We start from the raw sequence: 18,704 nt of genomic DNA on the forward strand, positions 1-18,704 counted from the left end.
ATTTCTGGCTTTTATGCGTTATATAGAAATTGTATGTTCAGCAACAGCTTCTTTTTTTACAGTTAGCCATCTACCAATTACCATAACGAGCAATGCAAGAAACACTATGACACCAGCAAATATAAGTGCTGCTTTATAGCTACTATAAACTTCAACCAGTTTTCCTGCGATAATCGGTCCGATAATTTGTCCAAAAGCATAAAAGGTTGTTAATAAAGAAACAACGAATCCGCTCTTTGTCGGGAATAGCTGTCGTGCATAGGAAGTAGTTAGCGTGACAATTCCTACAAAGGTTAGACCGAATAAAAAAGATGCTAGTAAAACGCTCCATACCGTTTGTGCAAAAACAGGTAACAGGATACCAACCACTTGCAGTATGTATGCCACAAACAAAATTTTTATAGCTGAAAACTTCTCTAATAAGACCGTCCAAACAGGAGCTGATGGAATAGCCGCGAGCCCCACAATGACCCAGCTATAGGAAGAGTAAGCTTGAAGAGAAGGAATATTATGAATAATATCGACTAAAAAAGTACCTGTAATAATATAGCCTAACCCCTCTAAACCATAGGATAAAATCAGCCATGGCATAAAACCCTTTGTCATTTTTGTATCAAGAGATTTCGTAACTTTTGTGCTGTCCTGCACCACTAAACTTCTCCATAAATAAGAGGTAATAAATAAAAAAATCGCTGATAAAATTCCTAAGCCTAACCATGCACCCTGCCAAGCAAATCTTGCTTCTATAGCAGGTACACATAAACCTGAAATAGCAATCCCTAAGCCTATACCACTAAATACATAGCCAGACCATCGTGATAATGAATGCTTCGCCAAGTAATCCATAATAATACTCGATGTTAACACAAAAATAAGGCCCCCTGTAATGCCCGCAATTAAACGCAGAACTAGCCAAACACTATACACTTCTATTAAGCCCATTAATATAACAGATAGGACATTGGTAACAACACTTGCCATTAAAACATTTTTACGCTGACGATAAATGAACCCTGCCCATAATGCGCCAATGAAATAACCAATATAATTGCTTGAAGCTAAAAAACCAGCCACTTCCAATGAAAACCCTACATCATGACGCATAAAGGGTAGAATCGGTGTGAAGGCAAATCGACTAATCCCCATAGCAACAACTAATAATAAAATTCCTCCAAAGACAATTCCTACATGTTGTCGATTCATGATGAACCCCCCCTCTCATATATTCTACTGTAATTAAAAGGATACAGAGCGCAAATTAATAAATCTAATATATAATGTATATAAAAGCATAAAAAAAATTTATGAAAGGTGTAACGACATGAATTTACATGCTCTACGTTTATTTACAAAGGTGGCTGAACTCAATAGTGTTTCCAAAGCGGCACAGACACTTATGATTAGTCAGCCTGCTGTAACCATTCAAATTCGAAATTTAGAGAAAGAACTAGGCTTGACACTGCTAGAAGCCAAAGGTAGGGGCATTTCGCTAACACAAAATGGTACTTTTTTATACAAACAGGCACAGCGCTTATTTGATCTAGAAACTGATATTGAAAATAAAGTTGAACAGCTTAAAAATACGGGCAATGAAGAACTGCAAATTGCCTCCACGCATGTTCCCTCCCATTTTTTACTACCTAAATGGTTAGCTCAATTTAAACAAGTTTATCCAGCAACACATATTCATTTAAAGACCGCCAATTCCCAGCAAGTGATTGAGGATTTACTCCATTATAAAGCTGATTTAGCTTTTATCGTCAAAGAAGATGGACATCATGCTGATATTAATTATCAATTTCTAATGAATTTGGATTATTGGTTTATTGTGCCGTACAATCATCATCTGGCAGGTCAAACAGTATCGCTTGCAGAACTTATGCAGCAGCCCTTCGTCACAAGGGAGGATGGTAGTTCCACAAAAGAATACTTAAATGCCCTATGTAAAGTGCATAAAATTCCTCCACCGAAAGTAGGTTTACAACTAGACGGGATTAATGAATCCATACATGCCATTGCAGCAGGTTTTGGTACAATGCTAGCACCATCCATAGCAGCTTCTAGCTTTATTCTACAGCAGCAAGTTGCCCGCGTTTTTATTAAGGACATTGATATCCAACGACCGATTTACCTTTGTACAAGAAAAAATGAATTGCATCACTCCACATCCTTTAATAATTTTCTTCACATCATCCATGAATCGATCATATAGAAAGAAGGCACTCTCAAATAGGTGCCTTCTTTTGTTATCTATCAACACTTGTCAAAGCTGTAAAAATGTAGTTAAAAAGGTGCATGCATTTCTTTAGTCATTATATTAATATTCGTTTTTTTGTAGACTTAATAGTTTTTATATCCTATAATAATCCGTGTTATTATCAATAAACGAACATTAAGGTGGTTTTTATGTCTGAATATACGCATATTTTCAAAGGAACAGCTTTTACTAGTAAATCTGCTACTGACGTTCACATTTTAAAGGATTATTTATTTTTCATTAATGCTGACGGTATGATTGTTAAAACTATCGCTCCCGAACAACCTGATTACCAACAACTATTAATTACATATCAAGATCAAAATAACTTCCATGCATTAGCTGAAGGCCAATATTTCCTACCGGGATTTGTCGATTTGCATGTACATGCACCTCAATGGGCACAATCTGGGACAGCTTTAGACATTCCTCTTTACGATTGGTTAAACACATATACTTTCCCTATCGAATCAAAATTCTCCGATTTAGTATTTGCTCAAGAAGTTTATGAGGATTTAGTAAGCACACTACTTGCCAATGGTACAACTACATCATTATATTTTGCGACGGTCCATAAGGAGGCCAGTGTACTTTTAGCGAAAATCTGTGCTGAAAAGGGACAGCGAGGATTAGTCGGAAAAGTGGTCATGGACGATCCTGAACAGAATCCTGATTTTTATCGAGATGAAAACACAAAAACCGCATTAGAGGATACGGAGGAATTTATTTTAGCTGTAAAAAATTTAGCCAAAACGACTAAACAGGGTGTTTACCCCGTTGTCACTCCTCGCTTTATTCCAAGCTGTACAGACGGTGCCTTAAAGGGCTTAGGTGAATTATCTGCGAAATATGATACACATATCCAATCACACTGTAGTGAAAGTGACTGGGAGCACAGCTACGTCAAAGAACGTTTCAACAAAAATGATGCCGTCGCCTTACATAATTTTGGTTTGTTAGGTGAAAAATCTGTCATGGCTCATTGTAATTTCTTAAGCGATGAGGATGCCAGATTATTTGCTGAAACTGGCACTGCCATAGGTCATTGTCCAATCTCTAATGCCTATTTTGCTAACAGCGTGATTCCAATCGCCCGCTTTCATGCAATGGGCGTTGATATTGGACTAGGTTCAGATGTTTCAGGCGGATTTTCTCCAAGTCTTTTTGATAATGCAAGACAAGCTGTTATGTCATCGAGAATGCTAGAGGATGGTGTAGATACAACCATTTCCGCCGAAAAGCGTGGTGTCCCAAATTCACGCATTACAATAAATGAGGCCTTCTATCTAGCGACAGCTGGTGGTGGAGAAAGCTTAAGTCTTCCAATTGGCCGTTTACAGGAAAACTATACATGGGATGTACAAATTATCGATACAAAAATTCCTACTGCTAGGCTTCCAATTTTTGATTCAAATGAAGATTTACACGATATATTCCAAAAAATCATGTATCTTGTACGCCCAGAAAATATCCGCGAGGTATGGGTGCAAGGAAATAAAGTTCATACGAGAGGCTAATCATTCTCTTATTCTCTAATAAAAATCTATCATTTTGAGGTGTACAACTTCGTGGAAACACAACATAGAAAACTAACTAATCAAACAAAACAAACACAATTAACCGTGTTACCAGATGAAAAAATTTCGTTCGGTCAGTCTGCTCTACTCGGTTTACAGCATGTTATGGCTATGGATGTTTATGTGGTGCCCTTTTTAATTGCCATGCTAATCGGTCTACAAACTGGTCAGGCAAGCGCCTTGATTCAATCAACCTTTATTGCAGCTGGGGTCGCGACGATTGTGCAAACACATTTTTGTATGAAATTACCGATGGCACAAGGTCCATCCTATGTTCCACTTGGTGCTATTGTTGGGATCTATGCAGCAAGTGGTAGTGGTGATTTAGGTTGGAGTACTGTGCTAGGTGCTAGTTTAATTGGAGCCATTTTGGTTATTATTTTAGGCTATACAGGTATCTTCAATAAAATTGTCCAAACATTTATTCCACCAATTGTTGGTGGAACGATTATCTTTGTGGTTGGATTGTCCTTAATGCCTGTTGGTTTAAGTGATAATATTTTTAATGGTGCAGGCGCATCCATAAATCAAAACATTTATTTAGCACTTATCTCAGCATTCGTATTAATTATTTGTGTCATGTTAGGCACAGTCTTCCATCAAAAAGGACGTCTATTCCGAATTGCTTCTGTCATCATCGCCTTAATTGCTGGTAGTATTGCAGCAAATATCATGGGTGTTTTAGATTTATCTCCTGTATCGCAAGCCAAATGGTTTAGCATGCCACAAATTCCATTTGCAGATTTTAGTTTTAGCTTTAATTTTTCTGCTATTATCACAATGGTCATAATATATATTGTCTTAATGGCTGAAACAACAGGAACATGGTTTGCCATTAGCAATGTCATCGACCAACCTTTAACAAATAAACAAATTAACCGTGGTGTTATTGGTGAAGGAATTGGCTGCTTTATTGCTTCTTTACTTGGCTCCACTCCTGTGACAGGTTATTCAACAAATGCAGGTGTTATCTCTATTACTGGGATTGCGAGCCGTCGTGTCTTTATAGCAGCAGGTATTTGGTTTATCGTCTTCGGCTTCTCTGGTAAATTAGCAGCACTCATCTCAGCAATTCCTTCAGCTGTTATTGGTGGTGTATTTGTGATCGTCTGCGGCATAATAGCCATTAGTGGTTTACAGGTCATGAAAAATGAACATATTGGTGAAAAGGAAATGTATGTCATCGCGATTCCTGTTATTTTAACGTTAGCATTGACATTATTGCCTGATGATTTCCTGTATTCCTTACCTACAACCGTGCAGTATTTATTTGGTTCGCCTATTGCAACCGCTGCGCTCGTAGCGATTTTCCTTAATAAAATTTTACCAAGCTCAAAATAGTAGCTATCTACAACGCACAGCATCTCTAGTCCATTCGGATTGCAGGTGCTGTGTCTATTTATTTTCTAAAAATTCTGTTTCCTTCCCTATAAATCTGTTATACTAGAGTAAAAAAGTAGGGATTAAAATGGACTATGATGTCATAATAGTTGGTGCTGGCTCCATGGGGATGGCGGCTGGTTACTTTTTAGCAAAGGAAGGAAAAAATGTACTTATGCTAGATGCCTTTACTCCACCCCATGAAGAAGGTAGTCATCATGGGGATACAAGAATCATTCGCTTTGCCTATGGTGAAGGAGCTAGCTATGTACCTTTTGTAAAAAGAGCTGGCGAGCTTTGGCAAGAGCTAGAGTCTTTAGCAAATGAAAGCTTATTTTTACAAACTGGTGTAGTTAATATTGGAGAGCCAACATGTGCCTTCATTCAAAATGTGAAGGCTAGTGCTGCGCTCTATAATTTAGCGCTTGAACACTATTCACCTGCTGAAGCAATGAACAAATGGCCAGGGTTATTCTTGCCAAAAAATTTAGTTGCTTGCTTTGAACCTACAGCTGGTGTCCTTCGTGTCGAAGCATGTATTCAAGCCTATAAAAAATTAGCCTTGGAGGCGGGTGCAAGCCTTCGAACAAATGAAAAAGTATTGGCTATCCAAGCTGGTGATATTGTACAGGTACAAACAGTACATAATAGCTATAAAGCAAAGCAATTAATAGTAACGGCTGGTGCATGGGCAACAGAATTATTACAAACAGTAGACGTGAGCATACCCGTCACACCAACGCGGAAAACCTTTGCATGGTTTGAGGCAGATGAGCAGCTGTATCGTGATAAAGTTTTTCCAGCCTATTGCTTTGAATTTGCCGATTCAACCTACTACGGCTTTCCAAGTATTGATGGAGCGGGGTTAAAACTTGGACGACACGATGGTGGTGATGTGGTTAATCCAAACGACCCTCTACGTCCGTTTGATGCGTCTGATGCTGTTGACTTACAAAACTTCATTGATCAGTTTATGCCTCAGCATGGAACGCTTAAATACGGAAAAACATGTAAGTATTCGATGACACCAGATGAAGATTTCATCATCGACTTTTTACCTGAACATCAGAATATTGTGATTGCTGCAGGTTTTTCTGGTCATGGCTTTAAATTTAGTAGTGCCGTTGGGGAAGCTCTTGCAGATTTAATTATAGAAGGCAAAAGTAAACAAGATTTATCTACCTTTAAACTTAGTCGATTTTAGCAAAAAAGGATCGGTACAACGGTTAGTCGTTGCACCAATCCTTTATTTTGTTAACATCGTTTGAAACTCTTGCCAATCATATAAACGTGGAAGATTTACATGCTGGTTATAAGATTGATTCTTTAAGATTACCTTAGTTGTCACATCATGAAGTGTCTCAAGTACTGCTGGTTTATCATCTACATAAATATCTAAAGCAAGCTCTTTTATAATGGCTACCTTTTCTGCATCTTGCATGCCACAAAAAAAATGACCGTCTGTTATTGGAAAGCCCTGTGCCTCCATCCAAGCTTTTGTTTGCGCACAATATTGTTTTGGACGAGATGTAATATAGTAAATGTCATGTCCCTGCTCTGCTAAAGCTTGGAGGGCTTTTAAAGCACCATCAAAAGATGGACAGTCCGTAAAATAGATCTCTTCCAATGCGCTATTCCACAGGGCAGTTCCTTCCTCATCTGTTAATCCAAATGGTTCATGAATTTCTACTCGTTGTATCGCTTGAAAGGTTTCAAAGGAAACCTTTTTGCCAAGCTTTTTATTATAAAGTAAAAAGGCATGTGCTCGTAAATCAATTAATGTGTCATCTATATCAAAGCCAAACTTCATTTAGTTGTTCGTCCTTTCACGAAGCCTTGTTTATAAAGTTAGAAGCAAATGTCAGTTCTTTTTCAATTTGTTTTGCTAATACTTCCTCAATGGCTTGCTTACGCATTTGTTGAAAATATTGTACGTTAAATTGTGCTAGTGTGTCTTTATTTAGCAATGATGCAAGACAATCTGCATCTTTTAGTGCACTATTCAGCCCAAAAGCGCCTGTTGGTGTCATTGTATGAACAGCGTCCCCTAGCAAGACAAGGCCCTTTGTCCCCCAACTATTACAATGGCTACTAAAGACATCAAGCAAAACAAAATCCTGCCAGGAAGTTATCTGTGCCTGCACTGTCTTCGTTAATTCTGGAAATGCCTCCACAAGCTGCTGGATAAAGGGTGTAAATGCTAGTTTTCGAAGCTGAGGGAAACTACCTTGCTCAATATTCCAGCCTATTTGAAGATAACCACCAACTTGTGTAAACAATGACAGCTGCTTATTATCGATGAGTGCCATTTTTATGGATGGTTCCCAATCAGCTGGCGCAGGAATTTTAGCCCACAGTAAATCAAAGCCATGCTTCTGTTTTTGAACATCAATATGTGCTTGCTTACGAATAGTAGAATAACGACCATCCGCACCGATAATTAACTGACTATCGATTTGTATAGGGTCCCCGTTTTTTATCGCCATAACGCCTCTATAATGACCAGTAGCATCCGCGATCAGCTTTGTTACCTTTGTATGTAGCAAGCATGTAAAGTTAGGGAACAGCTGTGCTTTTTGTAAAATTCCTTTTAATAAATTTGCCTGTGGTACATGAATGCCTAAATGTCCTATTGCTTCATCTGGAAGAATTGTTTTAAATGCTCTGCCACCAGCATAATACTCAAGTTTCTCCATTCGTAATATACCGAGTGCCTCGACTGCTTCGAAAAGATGGTGGCTTTTTAAAACAGCCTCCCCTTCCTCATTTAAATGCTCGCCACGAAATGCCTGACCAAGTGCTACATTTTGCTCTAATAAAATCACTGACAGCCCTTTTTTAGCAAGTAGGTAGGATAACAATGCACCAGCAGGACCTGCCCCTACTATACAGACATCTGCTTGATAGTTCACTTTTTTTCACCCTGCTTTGGATAGGCAATAATACGCAAATCCTCGCCTATTTTATCAAATGATGCAAACTCAACATTCCATGCCTCATGCATGAGAGAGGGATTATAGCCAGCAAACGGCGTTAACGATAGATTTCCACCCAAAACTTTAGGTGCTATATATACTACATATTTATCGATTGCACCTTGCTGTAAAAAGGAAGCATTCATTTTACTTCCACCTTCTAGCAAAATATCTGTTATGCCGTGTATATAAAGCTTTTCAAGCATCTCATCAATCTGTAATCCATATTCATTTTTTTGTACGGGTAAAACTGTAACACCTTTTTCTGTAAATAAATGAATCTTTTCTTGGCTTACGTCGTCACTACAAACAAGAATCGTTGGTGCATCCTCTGTATTCAAGACATTTGCATTGTCAGGTGTACGTAGAGAACTATCCATAATAATACGTGTTGGGTTTTTTCCATATCCTTCTTTTAGTCTTGTTGTTAAAGAAGGATTATCAGCAATGACTGTACCCACGCCAACTAAAATTCCATCTACTTCATGACGAATATGGTGAACATCCTCACGTGCACCCTCTCCAGTTACCCATTTTGAATGTCCTGTATGCGTAGCAATTTTCCCATCTAGAGTCATAGCAAATTTTGAAATAACAAAAGGACGATGCGTAAGCATATTGTGAATAAAACGCTCATTTAAACGGCGCGCTTGTTGCTCTAAAACCCCCACTTCCACCATTATTCCAGCATCTTGTAGCAATTGGATGCCACGACCTGCTACTGCTGGATTTGGATCTTGCATAGCAATTACCACTCGACTGACACCAGATTCCTTCACTAAATTGGCACAAGGAGGTGTCTTACCATAATGTGAACAAGGCTCTAACGTTACATATAACGTAGCACCCAGTGCATGCTCTCCAGCCATTCGAAAAGCATGCACTTCAGCATGTGGTTCCCCTGCTTTTCTGTGTAAACCTGTACCTACAATCACACCGTTCTTCACGATTACAGCCCCAACAAGTGGATTAGGGTTCGTATTTCCTTTAGCACTAGCTGCTAAATCCAAAGCCAGTTGCATATACTTTTCATCTACATTCATCATCGCAACCTCCACCTATTGCTTTTCACGTATATGTCCAGATTTTTCAACTTTCGTTTCTAAATAAAAACGATTCGTCTCTGTCAAACCGCCCCATAAAGGAACATGCCCTTCCGCAGCCATGCCACGAGCCTGTAATGCAGCCAATTTCTTCGGATTATTTGTAATAAGTGTTACTGGTTTGGTACGCAGTGTAGCTAATACCGCAAGTGCTTCGTCATAAGAACGTGTATCATCTGGGAAGCCAAGTGCATGGTTTGCTTCAACTGTATCGAGCCCTTCCTCTTGCAATAAATAAGCAAGAGATTTAGAGAATAGTCCAATACCACGACCTTCATGATCAGCTAAATAAAATATAGCACCACAGCCATGCTCAACTATCATTTTCATAGACTCATGCAACTGGTATCCACAATCACAACGCTGGCTGCCAAATATGTCGCCTGTGTGACAAATACTATGCATTCGGATTAAAGCATCTTCTGAATGGGTAAAATCACCATATACAAGCACAGAGGATTGTTGTAAAAATGCTAAATTAGCAGCGGCTAATCCATCAATGATTTCTTCTTTAGTTAAATTCGCATCAATTTTAAGCCAGTTATACCATTGAAACGTTGCAGAAAAATCGCCTTGTTTTACAGGTAATTTCACTGGTCCAACTAGGCAAATATTCTCTGTATTTGTATGCTTTACTAACGTCATTTTATCTTTTACTAAGTCCATCACTTTAGTTGTAATTGTCATATTAATCTCCAACCTTCTATAGAAACAGTTGGCTAAATTCACCAACTGAGCACATGTATTTTCACATCACTTACATAACGTAACTTAGTTTATAATAATAACTAAAAAGTGTCAATCGACAGCTATTACTCTTTAATTATAATTATTAGGGATGATAATTTTATTATTACTTTTTCATCATATACTACTAGCTTATGGAGATGCTATTTTTTCTGTGCAGGCTAGTCTATAATAAGCTGTGGTACTGTAATGACGAAAGGAAGTTTAACATGAACTTAGAAAAAAATGTTCAACTAAAGCAACCAAAATATCAACAAATAGCCATTGATCTCGCCTCCAAGATTGTTGAAAGAAAATACAGCATTGGCGATAAAATATATGCAAGATCCTCTCTTGCTAGTCAATATAATGTTTCTGCTGAGACGGCAAGAAGAGCTATTGCCGTTTTGCAAGACTTAGAAATTGTTGAAGCTTCAAAAGGTAGTGGCGTAATTATAAAATCGTATGAAAAAGCGGCTCAATTCGTCAGACAGTTTCATGATGTACAATCGATTCATGAAATACAAAATGAGCTTTTGACAAGTATTCAAAAGCAACATCATGAATTGATTAATTTACAAGACAAGGCAAAGCAACTAATTAGCCGCACCGAGCATTACCGGTCAGTCAATCCGTTCATCCCCTATCAATTAGAAATGACAGCTGATAGTCCATGCATTCATCAAACTGTACAAGCTTTAAATTTTTGGCAAAATACTTCTAGTACTATCGTTGGTATTCGACGTGGCAATGAATTATTACTATCCCCTGGTCCTTATGTCTCATTTGAAGAAGGGGACATTATTTATTTTGTTGGAAATGATGAAAGTTTCGCTAGAGTTCAAAGCTTTTTATACCCAAATTAAAATCCGTTTAAGCGCTGATATAACAGCGTTTAAGCGGGTTTTTTCTTATTTGTCGATTTGACAAAAGTAACAACCCTTTGCTACAGTAAGGTTGTTACTTGTTTATTTTTGGGTATCATTATCCTCACATAGTAATAATCTACGAAAGGAGTGCTTCTATGGAAAAAATTAAAATAGAACACGTATCGAAAGTGTTTGGCAAACATATTCCCCAAGCACTAGAACTCGTTAAGCAACAAAAAAGTAAGACTGATATCTTAAAAGAAACAGGTGCAACTGTTGGAGTATACGATGCAAGCTTTACTGTCAACGAAGGAGAAATCTTTGTTATTATGGGATTGTCAGGAAGTGGCAAATCCACGCTTATACGGCTTTTAAACCGCCTAATTGAACCAACGAGCGGAAATATATATATCGATGGAGAAAATATTTCTACCATGGGAAAAGAAAGTCTACGGTCTGTACGAAGAAACAAAATGAGCATGGTTTTCCAAAACTTCGGTTTATTCCCCCATCGTACATTACTTCAAAATACCGAATATGGCCTTGAAATTCGAGGTATTTCAAAAGAAGAACGGCAAGCAAAAGCTGAACAGGCTTTAGAAAATGCTGGATTACTCGCTTATAAAGACCAGTATCCAAATCAGTTATCAGGTGGTATGCAGCAGCGTGTTGGTTTAGCACGAGCCCTTGCTAATGATCCTGAAATATTACTAATGGATGAAGCATTTTCAGCACTTGATCCATTGATTCGCAAGGAAATGCAAGATGAGCTACTCGATCTACAACAAACATTGAAAAAAACAATTTTATTTATCACACATGATTTAAATGAAGCATTACGCATTGGGGATCGCATTGCCATTATGAAGGATGGCTCTATCATTCAGATTGGTACGGGTGAAGAAATATTAACCAACCCAGCAAATGATTATGTCAAAACATTCGTGGAAGATGTGGATCGATCTAAAGTATTGACAGCTGAAAATGTCATGGTACGACCAGTTTATGTCAATACAGACCTAGATGGCCCTAAAGTGGCACTAAAGCGTATGCGTCAAGAGGCTGTAAGTTTATTAATGGCTGTTGATAAAAATAGACATTTAAAAGGCTATATCACTGCAGACGATGCACTAGCTGCAGCGAAGAAACAAGAGCAAACCGTCCATTCTATTGTGCAATCAGAAGTATTAACTGTTCCACCAGATATGCTACTACAGGATATTTTAGGGATGATTTATAATTCTCCTACTCCTATTGCCGTTGTGAAAGATGGTCGCTTGCTTGGTGTACTAATTAGGGGCGTTGTCATCCAAGCACTGTCAACTAGCGATGAGGAGGCCGAATCACATGAATAACTTTTTAGATAATATTCCAACATTACCACTAGCTCCGTGGGTAGAATCAGCTATGGACTGGTTGACGAGTAATTTTTCAGCGTTCTTTAACTCTATTCAGCAATTCGGAAAACTACTCATGAATCAGGTCACTGATTTATTAATTAGTATCCCAGCCATTATTCTTATACTTCTTGTCGTGATATTTGCCTTCTTCGTTTCAGGCAAAAAGTTAGGGCTTGCTGCATTCTCATTAATTGGCTTGTTGTTTATCTATAACCAAGGATTATGGACTCATCTTATGGAAACAACCACGCTTGTGATCTTTTCCAGTATTATATCCATCATCATCGGTATTCCACTAGGTATCTTAATGTCAAAATCAACGGTAGCTGAAAACATTATTAAACCAATACTAGATTTCATGCAAACAATGCCTGGCTTTGTCTATTTAATTCCAGCCGTTGCCTTTTTTGGTATTGGTATTGTACCTGGTGTCTTTGCATCCGTTATCTTTGCTTTACCCCCAACTGTACGTATGACAAACCTCGGTATTCGTCAAGTACCAAAAGAATTAGTGGAAGCTGCAGACTCCTATGGTAGTACAGCTAGCCAAAAATTATTTAAAGTAGAAATCCCCCTTGCTAAATCAACCATTATGGCTGGGATTAACCAAACCGTTATGCTGTCACTTTCTATGGTAGTTATTGCCTCTATGATTGGGGCTCCTGGTCTAGGACGTGAAGTATTAACAGCCCTTCAACGTACTCAAGTTGGGAATGGCTTCGTTGCAGGATTAGGCTTAGTTATTTTCGCGATCATTATTGACCGTTTAACACAAAGCCTCAATAAAAAGAAAGCATTATAGAAATGTCATCTTTCTTGCTACCATCCATCCTCCAGTGGATGTCGGCAGTTTGGATACAAAATGATGAAGAGAAAGGGAGATTCGATGAAACTGAAAACACTATCAAAGTTAGGAATGGCTCTAGGTCTAGGCTTCATGCTTGCTGCATGTAGTGGAGGCGACTCAGGCTCAAGTTCTGGAAAAAACAGTGATTCTAAGGAGGTAAACCTAGCCTATGTTGAGTGGGATACGGAAATTGCCTCAACGAATGTTGTTGGGCAGGTACTCGAAGATTTAGGTTATGATGTAACATTAACTCCTCTGGATAATGCGATCATGTGGGAGGCTGTCTCGAAAGGAGAGGCTGATGGAATGGTTGCTGCTTGGCTACCACATACACATGCTTCACAATATGAAAAATATAAAGCTGATTTAGATGAGCTAGGTGAAAACCTTGCTGGTGCAAAAATTGGTTTAGTTGTACCAAGCTATATGGATGTCAATTCTATTGAAGATTTATCTAATGAAGCAGATCATACAATCACTGGTATTGAGCCAGGTGCGGGCATTACTGCTGCTACAGAAAAAGCATTAGAAGAATATGATAATTTAGCAGATTGGAACTTTATTACTTCTTCTTCTGGTGCGATGACAACTGCATTATCAAAAGCACTGAAAGATAAGGAAGAGATAATTGTCACAGGCTGGTCACCACACTGGAAATTTGCGAAATATGATCTTAAATACTTAGAAGATCCAAAGGGTGTATATGGTGGAGAAGAAACGATTAATACATTCGTACGTAAAGGCTTAAAAGAAGATTTACCAGATGTATATTCAGTACTCGATAACTTCCACTGGACAGCAGAAGATTTAGAAAGTGTTATGTTAGAAGTAATGGATGGTAAAGATCCAAAAGATGCTGCGAAAGAATGGGTTGATGCTAATCCAGATAAAGTGGCTGAATGGACAAAAGACGTAAAAAAATAATATAAAAACAGGCACTCCTGCATAAGAGGAGTGCCTGATTAATTATGATAGCAATTTCAACATGATTGCTGCTCCTAATACAAGGACAATACAAACGATGCGTCGCCAGTCCTTAGATTCATTAAAAAACAGCATACCTAGCAGCGCTCCTCCAGCTGCACCAATCCCTGTCCAGATCGCATAGGCAGTACCCATTGGTAATGTTTCCATCGCATAGGCAAGGCCTGCAAAACTTAAGGTGAATGCACCAATCAACAGTCCTAAATTTTTCATACTCTTTGTCTTATTATATTTACTAATCATATATACGCCCAACATTTCACATAACCCTGCAACAACTAATGCCATCCATGCCATTATTCACTCACCTCTTGTTCCTTAGGCTCTCCTGTTACTAGCTTTAAGCCTACAACTCCTGCAAGTAACACAACAATACATATGATTTTTGCTAATTTCCACGGCTCTCCAAATAGCAAGCTATCCGCACATACAGTACCAGCTGTTCCTAATCCAACAAAGATTGCATAAACGGTCCCAACTGGTAGATGCTCACCTGCTTTAATGAGCAAATAAAAACTAATAAAAATGGCAATTGCTGTACCAATCCATTCTAGTACACTTGTTGCATGCTTTAACCCAATGACCCAGCCAACTTCAAAGCAAGCCGCTATAATGACGCTGATCCATTGTTTATTCATCATAAATCCCTCCATTTTATAAGACACGGCCGAATAATTGGATGATCCAACTACTTTTTCAGCATTCGCCAAATGACTTGATTTTAGCCAAACAAAAAAAGCCTGAAGAAACTGTCTTTAAACAGTATCTCCCAGGCTTTTATCCTTCCGTGTCACAAAATCAATTTGTGGTTTTCTCTCGGACCAGACTAGCAAGCGCTACGGAACCCTAGAAAACTTTTATTCGATTATTACTCTTAGTATAGCAAACTATTCAATGATTTTCCACTGGTACATAGCCAACCTTTTCTACCATTGCCTGCCCTTCCTCAGAAAGTATCCAATCAATCAGTTTCTGTACATTTTGATTTTCCGTTCCTGCTGTGATGGCATAAAATTCAGACACTAAAGGATATGTACCATTTTGAATATTTTCTTTTGTTGGTGCTACTCCGTCAATGGATAGTAATTTGATCTTTTTGTTACCAACCATCTCTGTAGAATAATATCTAAACGTAAAGCCCAAGGCATTTTTATAATTTCGATATTGCGACACTTCACGAATGATTCCGCCCATTCCTGATGCAACATCTTCAGTGGGTGCCTCCATGATTGGCGTATTGCCCATCAGCTTTTCTAGTGTCGTTTGGCTTCCACTATCTGCTGGGCGTTGGAAAGCACGAATGGCCTCATCCTCCCCACCCACTTCACGCCAATTAGTTATTTCTCCAGCATATATTTTTTTGACCTGCTCAAGTGTTAAATTATCGATTTTATTTTTACGATGCACAAAAAAGACAAATGCCTCTCGACCAATTGGCGTCATATCAAATGTAAGTCCTTCCTTTTCTGCCTGCCATTCTTGTGAGGTGGACGGGGCTGCCACAAAGATCAAATCAACATCTCCAGCTATTAAATTTTGATAGGCCTCTGGTGTACGACTTACTTGAACTCTACTATTATATGGAGGATATTCCCCTTTGGGATACGTAGCCTCCACAAAAGCCGCATATAAAGGGTACATGGCTGTTGCACCATCTAGTCGGGGTAATGACTCTGTCAATTGTAAGGTAGCTTTATTTTTCACTATTTCATTGCCAGGGACAAATGGCTGATAGACTGTTACATCAATTTCCGCATCAACAGTGGGAATACTCATTTTATAATAATGTTGAATCGGTTTAATGGCTGCAATCAACAGGGCGATTCCCATGACACCAAATAGCAAGCCCCTTCGTTTTTTTGTGTTGGTCCATTTAAACATACTACAAACAATCCAGACAAATAAACAAACGGGTATAGTAAAGACCAAATTAATTAAATGCAGCCCACCACTTAATGTGATCATGAATGCAACCATTAATGTCACAACGGATAAACCAATTAGTATCGATACTATTTGTATAAACTTAAGCATACAAAGACCTCCCTAGTGTAATTTTACACTCCTTACACCAATGGTACCCGAAAGATAAAGCATTCACAACTATATATTCTGAAAATTATGGTAAAATTAATTTTGTCTGGATTTAATGAATGCTTTTTGTATGAAGGTGGTATATCAACTATAGAAAAGGGATCTTTTCGAAAATCTCAAAAAATCTCGACAACCTATGCTAGGGCATAATTGATACAAGTAGGAGGGTGTACATATGGCAATTGAAAAAGTACGTCGCCATTTAGCACAATGGCATGTAGAACACAAAATACAAGAATTAGAAGAAAGCTCCGCAACAGTTGAGTTAGCAGCACAGGCGCTTGGCTGTGAGCCAGAGCGCATAGCAAAATCTTTATCTTTTCTTGTAAATGATGGAGCGATCTTAATTGTGGCTGCTGGTGACGCAAAAATCGATAATGCAAAATATAAAGCCGTATTTGGTACGAAGGCAAAGATGTTATCCAAAGATGATGTGGAGACGATGATCGGCCATGATGTCGGAGGTGTATGCCCTTTTGGTGTGAATGAGGGCGTAGCCATTTATTTAGATGAATCTTTAAAACGTTTTACTACAGTATTTCCAGCGTGCGGTAGTAGTAATTCAGCCATTGAGGTAACCATTTCAGAACTTGAAACATATGCTCCCTATAAAGAATGGATTGATGTCTGTAAAGGCTGGAATGAATAAGGACCAATCGATTGGCGATACTTTTAAAAGTCTCGCCAATTCATGTTATTGAAAAAAGATAATATCGCTAGGAGAAATAATACCTTTTGGCAAGGTAAGGGTTGATTTCCGTTCCGCCAGCGTCCTTTCCAGGGGGCGTCCAATGAGCCGCTTCTCTCACTTACGTTCGCTCCAGGGTCTCATCAGTGACGCTAAATCCCCTAGGAGTGACGCTGGCTCCTCTCCAATCAACCATTCTGCAAAGTGTCTTTACTTTTTTTATAGTAGCATAGTAATAAAATCGCCCATTATCTGTATTCATAGAGGGGATAAGCTCTTATTTTCAATGTGGAGAAGTGATGAGTGACAAGAAGTGAACACCTTCACTTTATTTGAAAACCTTTGCTAAAAAGATAACACTTCTGTAGGTTGGAGTGGAAGGCTACTTGACTCCCGTGGGATAGCGAGTCAGGCGAAACCTACGGAGCGAAGGAAGGGGTTCGGCGCTCGCCCACAGGAAAGTAAGTAGCCTGCAACGGCAATCCATTTTCACCTTCTAAAAAAATTTTATGGGTGGTTTTGTTTTTCAGCACTATAGATTTGTTACTCCTTGTAACCAACGGCTAACCAATGTGAATCCCATTCTGTAATTTGATTGCCTACCCGACAGCTTAAACCACATGCACAATTATCAGCAACAAATGAGCCAATTAGCCACTTCTTAGCACGATATCCTTCTTTTAACTGCACTGTTATACTAGGCATCTCCACATACTGTTGGTAAATAAACAAATTATCATCATAGTGTTTGGATGTGGAAGCATTTACTCTCCGCCCACTTCCTGCGTAAATTTCTACTGTATTTCCCTCACGAGAATAAACAGGCTTCTTGACATAGGGTACATCATCGCGAATAAATGGTTCTGCTGTAAGGTATGTAGGAAGCATATATTGCAAAATAGCTGCTCGTTCCTCGGAAGTAAAGAGCAATGGATCATTTCTCCGCTCCCATATTAACCATAATAAGATTTTCGATTGTAATACATAGGCAGCAGGTGGATTAATAATTGCTAGCTGTCGTTTTTTGACAAGCTCTAAAAGATGCAAGCCAATGCGATCACCATCTGCTGCCACATCATCTATTAAAAACTCTACAGGGTGTGCGGGTCTAAATAAAATATCAATTTTCTCCATTGTAGGTGTATAAAGACCTTGTGCTACCTCAGACGTGTCATTAGAAAAGATAATAAGCTCTTGTATGGGCACATACTCAATGTCAAAAGGAATACAGGACTTGATAAACTGTACCTGGCAATACTCTTCGTAATCCTCTTCCGCTGTTTTTCCTGTGATGACAATCTTCGGCTTTTCGACATTATGTAAATATTGGATGGCAGCAAAAAGAGCGCCCGACAATGCTTTTTGTAAGGCTGTTACATCATTGGGATTTTTATAGCCAAAATGCTGACATAGTGCGTCATTCATCTTGAAGGTTTCTTGTACAAGAAAAGGGGTTTCTCCATTTAACTCTAAACATTTAATGTAGCCCTCCTCTGTACAAATAAAATCAAATCGTGCCAGAATTGATTGCTGCTGTAAATAATCTAATTGAATATATGGGATCATTTCCGGTCGAATACCTAAGGCTAAGAGCTGATCGACCGATAAATGTTTAAATTGTTTCCCGACTTTTAAAAAGATGCGCCAAAGCATTTGTGTTGCATAATGAAGTTGATCAATTTGTTGCTTTGGCAATTCTAAAACATCATATAATGCGTACTCTAAATCCTCAAAGTCAGGAAAGAAGTCAGTGAATTTTGAGTAAAATGCTTGTCGTTGCTGTGTGTGATTCATCATGTTCTTC

At 38.6% G+C, this 18,704-nt stretch carries 18 protein-coding genes and 1 riboswitch; of the genes, 9 read left to right on the forward strand and 9 right to left on the reverse strand.

What is annotated here, in order from left to right; genetic code table 11:
* Nucleotides 1-18: 18 nt before the first annotated feature.
* Nucleotides 19-1,203 carry a YbfB/YjiJ family MFS transporter gene (locus tag VK91_RS04645; protein ID WP_048391235.1) on the reverse strand — a complete coding sequence of 395 codons (1,185 nt, stop codon included), beginning with the start codon at nucleotides 1,201-1,203 and terminating at the stop codon, nucleotides 19-21.
* 118 nt (nucleotides 1,204-1,321) lie between these two features.
* On the opposite strand from VK91_RS04645, the gene VK91_RS04650 reads away from it, so the two are divergent.
* The 4 genes from VK91_RS04650 (at nucleotide 1,322) to solA (ending at nucleotide 6,418) form a co-directional block, all read left to right on the forward strand.
* Nucleotides 1,322-2,212 carry a LysR family transcriptional regulator gene (locus VK91_RS04650; RefSeq protein WP_048391239.1) on the forward strand — a complete coding sequence of 297 codons (891 nt, stop codon included), beginning with the start codon at nucleotides 1,322-1,324 and terminating at the stop codon, nucleotides 2,210-2,212.
* Nucleotides 2,213-2,406: 194 nt separating this feature from the next.
* Nucleotides 2,407-3,774 carry a guanine deaminase gene (gene guaD / locus VK91_RS04655; RefSeq protein ID WP_048391242.1) on the forward strand — a complete coding sequence of 456 codons (1,368 nt, stop codon included), beginning with the start codon at nucleotides 2,407-2,409 and terminating at the stop codon, nucleotides 3,772-3,774.
* A gap of 51 nt (nucleotides 3,775-3,825) precedes the next feature.
* Complete coding sequence (locus tag VK91_RS04660; protein ID WP_048391244.1) at nucleotides 3,826-5,175, forward strand: uracil-xanthine permease family protein; 1,350 nt, start codon at nucleotides 3,826-3,828, stop codon at nucleotides 5,173-5,175.
* Nucleotides 5,176-5,302: 127 nt separating this feature from the next.
* A complete protein-coding gene (solA, locus tag VK91_RS04665; RefSeq protein ID WP_048391246.1) occupies nucleotides 5,303-6,418 on the forward strand; it encodes an N-methyl-L-tryptophan oxidase in 1,116 nt (371 codons plus the stop codon).
* A gap of 42 nt (nucleotides 6,419-6,460) precedes the next feature.
* On the opposite strand, the gene VK91_RS04670 is transcribed toward solA, so the two are convergent.
* The 4 genes from VK91_RS04670 to VK91_RS04685 are packed head-to-tail and all read right to left on the reverse strand — an operon-like array spanning nucleotide 6,461 to nucleotide 9,979.
* On the reverse strand, nucleotides 6,461-7,024 hold the full coding sequence (locus tag VK91_RS04670) for an HAD family acid phosphatase (RefSeq protein ID WP_048391247.1): 564 nt from the start codon (nucleotides 7,022-7,024) through the stop codon (nucleotides 6,461-6,463).
* Between the two features lie 16 nt (nucleotides 7,025-7,040).
* Entirely contained in the window at nucleotides 7,041-8,126 is a 1,086-nt protein-coding gene (locus VK91_RS04675) for an FAD-dependent monooxygenase (protein WP_048391248.1), read from the reverse strand.
* A complete protein-coding gene (gene ribD / locus VK91_RS04680; RefSeq protein ID WP_082148121.1) occupies nucleotides 8,123-9,235 on the reverse strand; it encodes a bifunctional diaminohydroxyphosphoribosylaminopyrimidine deaminase/5-amino-6-(5-phosphoribosylamino)uracil reductase RibD in 1,113 nt (370 codons plus the stop codon). The genes VK91_RS04675 and ribD overlap by 4 nt, the downstream gene beginning before the upstream one ends.
* 12 nt (nucleotides 9,236-9,247) lie before the next feature.
* Nucleotides 9,248-9,979, reverse strand: coding sequence for a GTP cyclohydrolase II (locus tag VK91_RS04685; RefSeq protein WP_048391249.1), 732 nt, complete (start codon nucleotides 9,977-9,979; stop codon nucleotides 9,248-9,250).
* Between the two features lie 269 nt (nucleotides 9,980-10,248).
* On the opposite strand from VK91_RS04685, the gene VK91_RS04690 reads away from it, so the two are divergent.
* The 4 genes from VK91_RS04690 (at nucleotide 10,249) to VK91_RS04705 (ending at nucleotide 14,058) form a co-directional block, all read left to right on the forward strand.
* Nucleotides 10,249-10,884 (forward strand): TrkA C-terminal domain-containing protein, encoded by a 636-nt coding sequence (locus VK91_RS04690; RefSeq protein WP_048391250.1) that lies wholly within the window; start codon nucleotides 10,249-10,251, stop codon nucleotides 10,882-10,884.
* A gap of 158 nt (nucleotides 10,885-11,042) precedes the next feature.
* A complete protein-coding gene (locus tag VK91_RS04695) occupies nucleotides 11,043-12,242 on the forward strand; it encodes a glycine betaine/L-proline ABC transporter ATP-binding protein (protein ID WP_048391251.1) in 1,200 nt (399 codons plus the stop codon).
* On the forward strand, nucleotides 12,235-13,089 hold the full coding sequence (locus tag VK91_RS04700) for a proline/glycine betaine ABC transporter permease (RefSeq protein ID WP_048391252.1): 855 nt from the start codon (nucleotides 12,235-12,237) through the stop codon (nucleotides 13,087-13,089). Before VK91_RS04695 ends, VK91_RS04700 begins: the two co-directional genes overlap by 8 nt.
* 84 nt (nucleotides 13,090-13,173) lie before the next feature.
* Nucleotides 13,174-14,058: a glycine betaine ABC transporter substrate-binding protein gene (locus VK91_RS04705; RefSeq protein ID WP_048391254.1), complete on the forward strand. Its 885-nt coding sequence runs from the start codon at nucleotides 13,174-13,176 to the stop codon at nucleotides 14,056-14,058.
* A 42-nt stretch (nucleotides 14,059-14,100) separates the two neighbouring features.
* Here the strand turns inward: VK91_RS04705 and VK91_RS04710 are convergent, their stop codons facing one another.
* The 3 genes from VK91_RS04710 to VK91_RS04720 form a co-directional block, all read right to left on the reverse strand.
* Nucleotides 14,101-14,415 (reverse strand): multidrug efflux SMR transporter, encoded by a 315-nt coding sequence (locus VK91_RS04710; RefSeq protein ID WP_048391256.1) that lies wholly within the window; start codon nucleotides 14,413-14,415, stop codon nucleotides 14,101-14,103.
* Entirely contained in the window at nucleotides 14,415-14,756 is a 342-nt protein-coding gene (locus tag VK91_RS04715; RefSeq protein WP_004232293.1) for a multidrug efflux SMR transporter, read from the reverse strand. Before VK91_RS04715 ends, VK91_RS04710 begins: the two co-directional genes overlap by 1 nt.
* 126 nt (nucleotides 14,757-14,882) lie before the next feature.
* Nucleotides 14,883-14,979: riboswitch (guanidine-I (ykkC/yxkD leader) on the reverse strand.
* 30 nt (nucleotides 14,980-15,009) lie between these two features.
* Nucleotides 15,010-16,152, reverse strand: coding sequence for a PstS family phosphate ABC transporter substrate-binding protein (locus VK91_RS04720; RefSeq protein WP_048391258.1), 1,143 nt, complete (start codon nucleotides 16,150-16,152; stop codon nucleotides 15,010-15,012).
* Between the two features lie 235 nt (nucleotides 16,153-16,387).
* On the opposite strand from VK91_RS04720, the gene VK91_RS04725 reads away from it, so the two are divergent.
* A complete protein-coding gene (locus VK91_RS04725; RefSeq protein ID WP_004232289.1) occupies nucleotides 16,388-16,861 on the forward strand; it encodes a YbaK/EbsC family protein in 474 nt (157 codons plus the stop codon).
* Between the two features lie 582 nt (nucleotides 16,862-17,443).
* Here the strand turns inward: VK91_RS04725 and VK91_RS04730 are convergent.
* Entirely contained in the window at nucleotides 17,444-18,697 is a 1,254-nt protein-coding gene (locus tag VK91_RS04730; protein ID WP_048391260.1) for a glutathionylspermidine synthase family protein, read from the reverse strand.
* Nucleotides 18,698-18,704 lie beyond the last annotated feature (7 nt).

Source organism: Lysinibacillus sp. LK3 (assembly GCF_001043675.1).
Taxonomy (GTDB): domain Bacteria; phylum Bacillota; class Bacilli; order Bacillales_A; family Planococcaceae; genus Lysinibacillus; species Lysinibacillus capsici.

Excerpts from the sequence above, each read along its gene's own strand:
- VK91_RS04645 (WP_048391235.1), bottom strand. The coding sequence starts at position 1,203 with ATGAATCGACAACATGTAGGAATTGTCTTTGGAGGAATTTTATTATTA.
- VK91_RS04650 (WP_048391239.1), top strand. The coding sequence starts at position 1,322 with ATGAATTTACATGCTCTACGTTTATTTACAAAGGTGGCTGAACTCAAT.
- guaD (WP_048391242.1), top strand. The coding sequence starts at position 2,407 with ATGTCTGAATATACGCATATTTTCAAAGGAACAGCTTTTACTAGTAAA.
- solA (WP_048391246.1), top strand. The coding sequence starts at position 5,303 with ATGGACTATGATGTCATAATAGTTGGTGCTGGCTCCATGGGGATGGCG.
- VK91_RS04670 (WP_048391247.1), bottom strand. The coding sequence starts at position 7,024 with ATGAAGTTTGGCTTTGATATAGATGACACATTAATTGATTTACGAGCA.
- ribD (WP_082148121.1), bottom strand. The coding sequence starts at position 9,235 with ATGATGAATGTAGATGAAAAGTATATGCAACTGGCTTTGGATTTAGCA.
- VK91_RS04685 (WP_048391249.1), bottom strand. The coding sequence starts at position 9,979 with ATGACAATTACAACTAAAGTGATGGACTTAGTAAAAGATAAAATGACG.
- VK91_RS04690 (WP_048391250.1), top strand. The coding sequence starts at position 10,249 with ATGAACTTAGAAAAAAATGTTCAACTAAAGCAACCAAAATATCAACAA.
- VK91_RS04695 (WP_048391251.1), top strand. The coding sequence starts at position 11,043 with ATGGAAAAAATTAAAATAGAACACGTATCGAAAGTGTTTGGCAAACAT.
- VK91_RS04700 (WP_048391252.1), top strand. The coding sequence starts at position 12,235 with ATGAATAACTTTTTAGATAATATTCCAACATTACCACTAGCTCCGTGG.
- VK91_RS04705 (WP_048391254.1), top strand. The coding sequence starts at position 13,174 with ATGAAACTGAAAACACTATCAAAGTTAGGAATGGCTCTAGGTCTAGGC.
- VK91_RS04710 (WP_048391256.1), bottom strand. The coding sequence starts at position 14,415 with ATGGCATGGATGGCATTAGTTGTTGCAGGGTTATGTGAAATGTTGGGC.
- VK91_RS04715 (WP_004232293.1), bottom strand. The coding sequence starts at position 14,756 with ATGAATAAACAATGGATCAGCGTCATTATAGCGGCTTGCTTTGAAGTT.
- VK91_RS04720 (WP_048391258.1), bottom strand. The coding sequence starts at position 16,152 with ATGCTTAAGTTTATACAAATAGTATCGATACTAATTGGTTTATCCGTT.
- VK91_RS04725 (WP_004232289.1), top strand. The coding sequence starts at position 16,388 with ATGGCAATTGAAAAAGTACGTCGCCATTTAGCACAATGGCATGTAGAA.
- VK91_RS04730 (WP_048391260.1), bottom strand. The coding sequence starts at position 18,697 with ATGATGAATCACACACAGCAACGACAAGCATTTTACTCAAAATTCACT.